Raw genomic sequence first — 2,002 nt, 5'->3', positions numbered from 1 at the left:
GAGAACTAATTCCGTTTGTGTCTGGGGCAGGAGAAACTGCCACCATTGATACAAATGGCCCAAGAAAGCATCCAAAGTGGAAATTTTGCTTGGGTTTAGTCGCAGTAATCTCGTGTTTTATTGTAGTGCATGCACTCGCACAACTAATTTTAGCGTTAGTCTTATTTTAAATGCTGCCTGGGAACAAATATTTGAAGCGTCTAAGAAGTCACAATATTTTAGCAACAGAACGGTTTAATAAACTAAAAACAGTAAACAAGGAAAAACGGAAACGTTTATTTCGAGTTTTCACAGAATATTTCGTCATGAGCCGCACAGTTACGCAGTCACATTTGGATGACGCAATTGTCTCTGAGAACACTTCTCCTCAAACATTTGTTCCCCAAAATGCTTCTGGCCAACAGCTTGTCTTTCAACCTGTTGGTGGAGAAGCCGTAGAAGATGTTCCAGGACCCAGCCAAGCTCTGCAGGGTCTCCCCAGTGGTGTCATAGGTGCTGGCTCAGTGCAGCACCAGCGAGGGCAGTACAACTTCCCCCCACCTTTGCCTGCCACCATTCTCAGTGCAGGGCAAACCTTTGAACATGAAATGGTAAGTGGCCAAAGGGACCATGTGATACCCGTTCGTCTTGGCCACTCACCTGCAGCAATTGATGGGACTGAGAGTCGCGGCCATGCACCAGATTTTTCAGATCTGATGTTTGATGACCGCGGACAGCTGGGGCATGTGCCGTATGCAGGAGCAGTCGGTGATCAGGGCACTGAACCAGGCCGCGGCAATGTCCTTGGTCCCATAGGGCAGGGCAGTGGCGCGGCCCCAGTCACCGTAGAACCCGTACAGCCACTGCAGCTTTCTGTTGGGGCTGAGCCTGGCACTGCATTTCTTGGGCGGAGTCAAGCTGGCCTTGCTCGGCCACTGTTGGGGCAGGGTGAGGGCCGCAGATCCCCGGGATTGCAGTTGCAAAATAGAGTCTGGCAAAAAGAAAAGATAAATCATAATTATGACCAAAGTGATAATTTAGGTCTCTTGCTACACACCTCAGGTGCTGTGAATGAGACTTTTTTAACAGCCACAGATCAATCTCTAAATCCTTTTCCTGATTCTGATGATGAAAATGAATTCCGCACATTGAGCGTGGTTTCTGAACCACAAACTGACAGTCAAGGGTTTCACATCTTAGACCGAGAAAAGCTCAGTAGGATTTTAGGTAAATATTGGAATAAAATGCATAATTTCGAGCTAAATCTTCGTATGTTGGGGAGTGAGCAAGAATCTTTCACCCGACTGATAAAAAGCTGGACAGAGTTTAAATTAAAACCTGTCCGGACCAGCGATCGTATGAATGAAAGTGACAAAATGCATGTCAATGAGTCATTGAAGAAAATTGATAAACTAATGAACAAACTTTGTGAAGTGAGTCCATTAGTGCGGTGCCTGTACACTCTGAACAAACATGTCCGCAATAACCACATGCATTTAAACAAAATGTCTCCGCTAGAGATACGCGCTGTTATGACCAATGTGCAGTTGGCATTTGTCAATAGTTTGGCCCACGTGTATCGGCTGCAAGACACGTTGCATGTGACTGGAGATAAAGACCTCGCTATGCAAATTGCGAGTAAGTCACAAAACCTGGAGAAACTGATTAAAATTGCAGTTTCAAATGCGGTGGACTGGTGTTATGGAAATGCTGTTGCTTTGCCTACTGGACCAGACGGTAAGAAAGTTACTATTAGGCAAGAATACGTCACTTGGTGGCAATTTGTTCAAGATCAAGCGAAAGACGTAGCAAACAGATTAAGTAACAAACACCTTGCTAATTTGGCCACAGTGCCTGACATAGAGAGCGTTTCTCAATTACTCTACTCTAATGTAATGCAAGTATGTAATGAAAAAATAAAAACAAAAACTAATCCTGTTCGTAGTTACAGTGATTCTGAAATAAACGGTGAGCAGATTTACCGCAATCACATTCAAGGTAGGAAAGAAAATAGTTTACCTCC

General features: G+C 44.6%; 1 protein-coding gene. It reads left to right on the top strand.

What is annotated here, in order from left to right; translation table 11 throughout:
• Positions 1-191 precede the first annotated feature (191 nt).
• A partial coding sequence (locus ACN0IC_RS15180; protein WP_416879596.1) for a hypothetical protein occupies positions 192-2,002 on the top strand: 1,811 nt, incomplete at its 3' end.

It is taken from the genome of Litorimonas sp., from assembly GCA_029936425.1.
In the GTDB taxonomy this organism is placed as follows: domain Bacteria; phylum Pseudomonadota; class Alphaproteobacteria; order Caulobacterales; family Maricaulaceae; genus Litorimonas.
The sequence above is the reverse complement of the archived record's forward strand: the minus strand, read 5'-3'. Positions and strand labels throughout refer to the sequence as shown.